Raw genomic sequence first — 7,104 nt, 5'->3', positions numbered from 1 at the left:
GGATCAGCGGCTTTGGTGCCGCCATGGCCGCCGCCAGCCGCCAGGCGCTGGGCTTCGGGACGGCGATGCGCGAAGTGTCGACGTTGCTCAGCGACACCCGCGAGATGGGCCGCATGACCACCGAGGCCAGGGCGATGGCCATCCAGTTCGGTTCGCTTCCGACAGCGCAGGCACAGGGCTTTTATCAGGTGATTTCGGCTGGCGCGTCTAACGCCGCCGAGGCCATCTCGACACTGGATGCGGCCAATCGCCTCGCCATCGGTGGTGTCACCAGCGTCGGTGTGGCGGCGGATGGTTTGACCACCATCCTCAACGCCTATGGCGACCAGGTTGAAAGCGTCACTGCCGTCTCTGATGCGATGTTTGTCGCCATGCGGGCGGGCAAAACCACCATCGGCGAGCTGTCGAGCAATATCGGCTCCGTCGCGCCATTGGCCGCACAGACGGGAATCGCCCTGGAAGAGGTTCTAGCCGCCACGGCGGCCCTGACCAAGGGCGGCAATACCACCAGCGTGGCCATGAACGGCCTGAGCGCCGTCATCAGCAGCGTCATCAAGCCCTCCGGCGAGGCCGCTCGGATGGCCAAGGAACTGGGCATCGACTTCAGCTCCGCCGCCCTGCGCGCCAAGGGGCTGGCCGGCTTCCTGCAGGATCTTGCCGACGCCACCGGCGGCGCCGAGGAAAAGCTCGCCGTGCTGTTCGGCGGGGTGGAGGCTCTGCGTCCGGTCTTGGCCCTGACCGGTAACCAGGCAGGAGATTTCGCCCAGATCCTGGACGACATGGCCAATAAGACCGGCGCCACCGCCGATGCCTTTGCCAAGATGTCCCAGGACGCGCAGTTCAAGATGTCCCAGCTGAAGGCGATGCTGGCGGTTGCGAGCGTCGAGGTGGGCGACACGCTCTTGTCCGGCATCGTGCCGGCGGCCGAGGCCGTGGTCTCCAATATGGACGTGATCGGAGATACCGCCCTGATCGCCGGTACGGCGCTAGGTACGGCCTTTGCGGTGCGCGGTGTGGCACGCGCAGCCGATGAACTGAAGAAATATCGCGTTGCCTTAATCGCGGCCCACACCACCACCGATGCTTCGACCGGCGCCGTCACGCGTGCCAGTGCTGCCACCCTGCGTCTGGCTGCGGCCAAGTCCGCCGCTGCGGCCGCCAGTCGAGGCCTGCAGGCGGCGCTGTCCTGGTTCGGTGGGCCACTCGGGCTGGCCATCACCGCTGCAGCCGCCGGCATGGCTTATTTTGCCACTCGCCAAACCGAGGCGGAGCGGGCCAGCGAACTGCACGCTAAGGCCGCGCGTAGCCTCCAGAGTGTTTTGGGTGACCAAGGTGCGACCGTCGAAGACCTGACGGCCAAATATGCGCGCCTCAATGAACAGCAGAAGGAGCTTGAACGCAGAAAAGTTGCTGATGCTTTGGATGATCAACGAGCCTCCATGGAGGCCCTGCGCAATTCACTTGAGGCTGGGCTAGGCGCGGATCAGGGTTGGTTATCAAAAGGTCTGTCGCGCATCGTTCCGTTCATGGACGATAGCGGGCTTGAGGCAATCCTCGGCTTGGCGAAACAAGGCCAGTTGGCTGATTTTCACGCTATTCTCGACGATATCGCCGATAGCACCATTGATGCTGCGACGGCTCTGGCGCAGCTTGATCAACTCGCTGCCGCTGCTGGCGGAAAGACCGGCGAAGCGGTCAAGCGTGTGGCTTCTCTTGTTGTGGAAAAGTCCAAACAGATCGATGAGGCCTATCACAGCACCCGCCAATTTGCCGAAATCACGGATGCCTTAAACGGCACCCTCAACGATACCGGCGCCGCCGGCACCACGGCGGCGGGGGGCATCGGCAATGTCGCGGCGGCGGCGGTCGGCGCCATCGAGGGCTTCGACGAGCTTTTGAGCAAGCTGCGCGACGCCAACGCCACCTATGGGCTGAGCGAGGCCGCTGTCCTGCGCTACCGGCTGGAGCAACAGGCGCTGAAGGCCGAGCAGAAATCCAGCGTGGAGGAACTGTCCGAGGCCACGCGTGCGCAGATCAATGAGGCGGTGGCGATCCAGGCCGGCACGGATGCCAAGGCGCGGGCGCGCGAGGCTACCTCCAAGCTGGCCTCGGCCTATCAGGGCCTGCTGCGCCAGCTGGACCCGCTGGCGGCGGCCGAGGACGAACATGCGGAAGCGCTGGCGACCCTTGACCAGGCTCTGAAGGCCGGGCTGGTGACCGAAGACCAGCACCGCCGGATGATTGGCGAGCTGAACCGCCAATATCAGGACAACATCAACCTGTTGCGCAGCCGCCGGTCAGCGCTGGCGGATGCCGTCGAGAGCGTCGAACTCGAGAACAAGGCCCTGGAACTAACGCTGGCTGGGCGCGGCGAGATGATCCCGCTGCTGCGCGCCGAGGCCGAGCTGCGGCGGCGTTTGGGGCGCGAGCTGCTGCCTCAAGAGGCCGCCGAGCTGAGGCGGGTCTATGATGAGCAGATCCGGCTGAACCGTGCCATCGCCGCCCAGGAGGATGCCGAGCGCGCCGCCCAGGCCGCCCAGGAAGAGCGCGTGCGCCAGGCTAACCGCGCGGCCGACGAGATCGTCGATTACGGTGCCGAGCGGATGGAGGAGATGTTCGCGGGCCAACGCCGAGGATGGCGTGCCTTGGCAGACGATATCCTGGCCATCATGCGCCGGACCCTGGCCCAGATCGCGGCCGAGGCGATCATTCGGCCGGTCATCGCTCCTGTCGTGGCGGGAGTATTCGGCGGCGGCCTGCAGGCCACCGGCACCGGACAGATCATCGGCGGTGCCGGCGGCATGGGCGGTATCGGTGGCATGGGCATCAGCGACATGACCAGCCTGGGCAGCCTGCTGAGCGGCGGGGGCTCCTCCTCCATGCTCTATGGCGCCGGGCAATGGATGGCCCAGAGCAGCCTCGGCCAGGCGGTGGGGCTCTCGACGACGGTCGGCACGCCGATCAGCCTGCTGCCGGGCTCGGCCGGCACGGCCACCGTAGCCATGACCGGGGCTGGCCAGGCCTTTGCCCAGGGCCTGGCTGCCTCGCCCTGGGGCATTGTCGGCAGCATGGGCGCGGGCCTGCTCGGCCTGGGGCACTCCAACCCGCTGGTCAACGCGGCGACCGGCGCGGCCGGCTCGGTGGCCGGCGGCGTGGCCGGCTCGATGATGCTGGCCGGCTCTCTGGGCGGCCCCATCGGCGCCATCGCCGGCGCGTTCTTGGGCACGGCGTTGGGCGGGCTCTTCGGGAAAAAGAAGAAGGCGGACAGCGCCGTCACCAATGTGGACCTGATCGGTGAAGAACTGGTGGCAGGCCGCCGCCGCACGGCCCACGGCGGGAACATCAATATAACGAATGCGATGGCCGATGCCTATATCGACTCGCTGTCGCGTATCGCAGATACCCTGAACTTGACCTTCACCGATGCCGCCGGTGCCAACTTTGCCTATGTCGGCAAGCGCGGCGAATTCTACGGTGAGAGCGTCAAATACAAATCCGCCGAAGACGCCGTGCTGGGCGCGATCAATGAGGCAATCAAGAATGGCGGCTTTACTTCCACCGACCCAATTGTTGCCAAGGCGCTCGCGAACACCTCGGCTCAGGATCTCGATGGCCTGGCCGCGGACGTGCAATTCGCCCAAGGGCTGGTCGCGACCATCCAGAGCCTGAACGACTTTCGGGACAGCCTCGCGGGGATCGAGCGCCAAGCCAAAGCCTCGGTTGTCGGGCTGAAGTCCCAATTACTGGAAGAAAAGCAGCGGGCGCAGGACCTCGGTATCGGCGCCGAGTACATGGAGGCGCTCAACGGTAAATTCGCCGAATGGCTCGGCCAGATCACCGAGACCGAACAGCTGACCGAGGCGGAAAAGGCCATCGCCGCGCTGAAGGGCCAGATCGCCGGGCTGGGCGAGTTGGCCGAGGCGACGGGAGCGGCGATCAGCGCCGCCGACCTGGCTGAGGCCCAGGCCAAGGCATTGGCGGCGCTCCGCGACGGTTTCAATGCCAGCATCGCCGACCAGATCCTCGGCCTGACCGATCCGCTGGCCCTGCAACTGCGCCAGATGGAAGAAGCGCACGCCCTACGCCTGCGCGAGGCCGAGGCGGTCGGCGCGGATCTGGCCGAGGTGGAACGCCTCAACGGCCTGGAGCGCACCAAGCTGCTCGAGGAATACGGCCGGCAGCAGGCCGAGCAGCAGATGCGCCAGATGCAGTCCATCCAGGCCTGGTTGGACAACCAGGTGCTGGGCAATCTCTCAAGCCTGTCACTGGCCGACAAGATCGAGGAGGCCCAGGCCCAATTCGGCGCGGCGGTCGATGCGGCCCGCGAGGGCGATGCCCAGGCGATGTCATCGCTGCCGCAGCTTGCCGATGCGCTGCTACGCCTCGGCCGCGAGGGCTATTCCTCCAGCGTGACCTATGCGGGGCTGGAGCAATTCGTCCGCTCCCAGATGGAGGCGCTGCTGAACCATGCCGCCGCGCCCACCCCGAACAGCACGGCGCCGACGGCAGCTATCCAAGCGCCCCAGCAATCTCCCGCATCGTCCGGCACGTCCGGCCAGCCGTCGATGATCGTCGATAACAGCGGAATCGTCAAAGCGATCTGGGACAGCAGCGCGGCGGTGGTCGAGGAACTGTCGGCCCTGCGGCGGGAAATCGTGCTTCTCAAACGTGAACAGCAGCTGGCTTCCCAGCGCCAACGCATCCAAGGAAGGGCTTGATAATGGCGAATGTGCTTTACCCCAAAGGGAAGGAAGCATTCCTGAATGGCAGTATTAACCTGCTGGACGACACCATCCGGGTCGCCCTGATCGACCTGGATGTCTACAGCTACAACGCAGCTCACCAGTATTTGACCTCGGTACAGGCGGCAATTGTCGGCAATCCCGTCAATCTCGCCGGCAAGTCGATCACGAACGGCATCTTCAATGCCGCGACTGTGACCTTTACCGGCGTGTCGGGTCCCACGATTGAGGGATTGGTGATCTACAAGGCCGGTGCCACGGCGGCGGCCAGCCCGCTGATTGCCTTCATCGACACGGTTCCGCGCGGCCTGCCGATCACGCCTAATGGAGGCGACGTGCAGATCCTGTGGGACACGGGCGTCAACAAGATCTTCGCCCTCTAATCCAAGATGCCGCTCGATTCCCTCTCCACCGGCGCGATCAGCGACTTAGAGCTTCACGTCTTCCCTGGCGGCTTGGCCGCCGGGGCGGTCGTCGGTGCGCCGACGCTGGCTGTGCCACGCTGGGAGGTGCAGGCGGGCGGTATCGCGTCGAGCGCCAGGTTCGGCAATGCCAATCCCATTCCGGTGATCGCTCTTGCCGGTCTGGCCTCGACCACTTCGGTCGGGGGCGTGGCCGGATTACGCCAGGTGATCAGCGCGGCCGGCTTGCCCAGTAGCCTTGGTATCGGTGCGGTGAACTTGCTTCCACGCATCCAGGCAGTGGGCATCCCCAGTACGGTCGCCATTGGTGCGCCGAACCCGATCCAGATCATCACCGCCGCCGCCGGCATCGGCCCGACGACCGCCTTCGGCGACCCCTATATGATCTATTCGCCGTGGACGGCCTGGCAGCGCTATTGCCTCGAGGGCGCCCCCCAGGCGCTGTATCTGGTCGAGGTCGAGGCGTTCCAGGGTGGCGGCCTAACCTTGACCGCGACCGACCTGGCCGCCGGCGCCATTTCCGGCGCCGCTATTTCCACCTTGTCCGACGGCGAGGAGATCGCATTTGGGCGCGCCATGCTGACTTGGTCGGACATGGGCTGGACCGGCGAGCCCGATGATGCGGATAGGGCGAATAGCGATTACGAGGCTCGTGCGGTGGTGCCGCTGGTGATGGAGCGCTCGATCCCGCTCTATGGCACCGCGCGCCAGACCGTCCAGTTCGGCAGCGTGGAATTGGACAACGGCGACGGCGCGCTCGACGACGCGGTGCGCGGCCTGTCGGTCGATGGGCGCGAGGTGCGCGTCTTCCTCGGCCGGCGTGGCGCGGCTTTCGGCGAGATGGGCCTGCTGGCCCGCGCCAAGGCCGTGGAATGGTATGCCTCGCTGGACCGGGTGGTTGTCGAGCTGCGCGACTTGGCCTTGGATCTCAACATCGCCGCCGCCCAGCAGCATAGCTATGCCGGCACCGGCGGCATCGAGGGCGGAGAGGATCTGGCGGGCAAGGCCAAGCCCTCCTGCTGGGGGCGTTGCTTTAACGTTACACCCACGCTGCTCGATCCTTTGGACAATCTCTGGCAGGTGCATTGGCGGGCGATCCAGGCGGTTGAGGCCGTGCGCGACCGGGGCGTGCCCTTATCGCCCGGAGCCGATTATCCCAGCTACGATGCCCTGGTCGAGGCCAGCATCCCCGTCGGGCATTATGCCACCTGCCTATCCCTGGGCTTGATCCGCCTGGGCGGCAGCCCCGCCGGCACGATCACCGCCGATGTGCGCGGCGATGCCGAGGGCGGCTATACCGAGGCCATCGGCGAGATCGCCCTGCGCTTCCTGCTGGCCGCCCAGGGCGTCGCGGCCGAGGGCATCGATGCTGAATCCTTCGGCGGCTTGCCCAGCGGCCCGGCCGGCTATTTCCAGCCGGTTGGCGATACCCGCACCGCCGATGCCGTGCTGGACGAGATGATGATGGGCGTCGGCGCCTGGTGGGGCACCACGCGCAGCGGCCTGATCAGCTGCGGTCGGCTGGCCGATCCGGCGGGCGCCGATGCGCCCCATACCCTCGACGAGACCAACATCCTTGATTTTGAGGTGGTGCCGCCGCCTCAGACGCCGATCTGGCGCCAGCGCGTGCTCTACCGCCGCAATTGGACCACACAATCCGAAGTCTCCGAGCTTGTCGATCCGGCGCTGCGCCAGGCCTATGCCGATAGCGGCCGCCTCGCCACGTCGGCCGACCCGAATATCGCGATGCGCAGCCTCGGTGCGCTCGATCCCGATCCGATCCAGAGTCTGTTCGCCGATGCCGCCGATGCCGAGGCCGAGGCCGCCCGCATCCTGGCCCTGTTCGGGCCGAGGCGCCGGGTGCTGCAGGTGGTGACGCGCGGCCTGGGCTATGTCGTAGATCTCGGCGATGTGGTGACCGTGCGCCATCGCCGCCTCGG

At 66.3% G+C, this 7,104-nt stretch carries 3 protein-coding genes; all 3 read left to right on the top strand.

Going from position 1 to position 7,104, the window contains the following annotated elements:
• On the top strand, window positions 1-4,718 hold a 4,718-nt coding region (locus EPD66_RS23285; protein WP_142850961.1), incomplete at its 5' end, for a phage tail tape measure protein.
• Window positions 4,719-4,720: 2 nt separating this feature from the next.
• Complete coding sequence (locus EPD66_RS23280; RefSeq protein WP_142850960.1) at window positions 4,721-5,125, top strand: hypothetical protein; 405 nt, start codon at window positions 4,721-4,723, stop codon at window positions 5,123-5,125.
• Window positions 5,126-5,131: 6 nt separating this feature from the next.
• Window positions 5,132-7,104 (top strand): hypothetical protein (locus tag EPD66_RS23275; RefSeq protein WP_142850959.1); only part of this gene is annotated, 1,973 nt, incomplete at its 3' end.

Origin of the sequence: Telmatospirillum sp. J64-1, assembly GCF_006980715.1 — a bacterium.
Lineage (GTDB): Bacteria > Pseudomonadota > Alphaproteobacteria > Rhodospirillales > Magnetospirillaceae > Oleiliquidispirillum > Oleiliquidispirillum nitrogeniifigens.
Note: the sequence above shows the minus strand (reverse complement) of the source record. Positions and strands in the feature narration are given on the sequence as shown.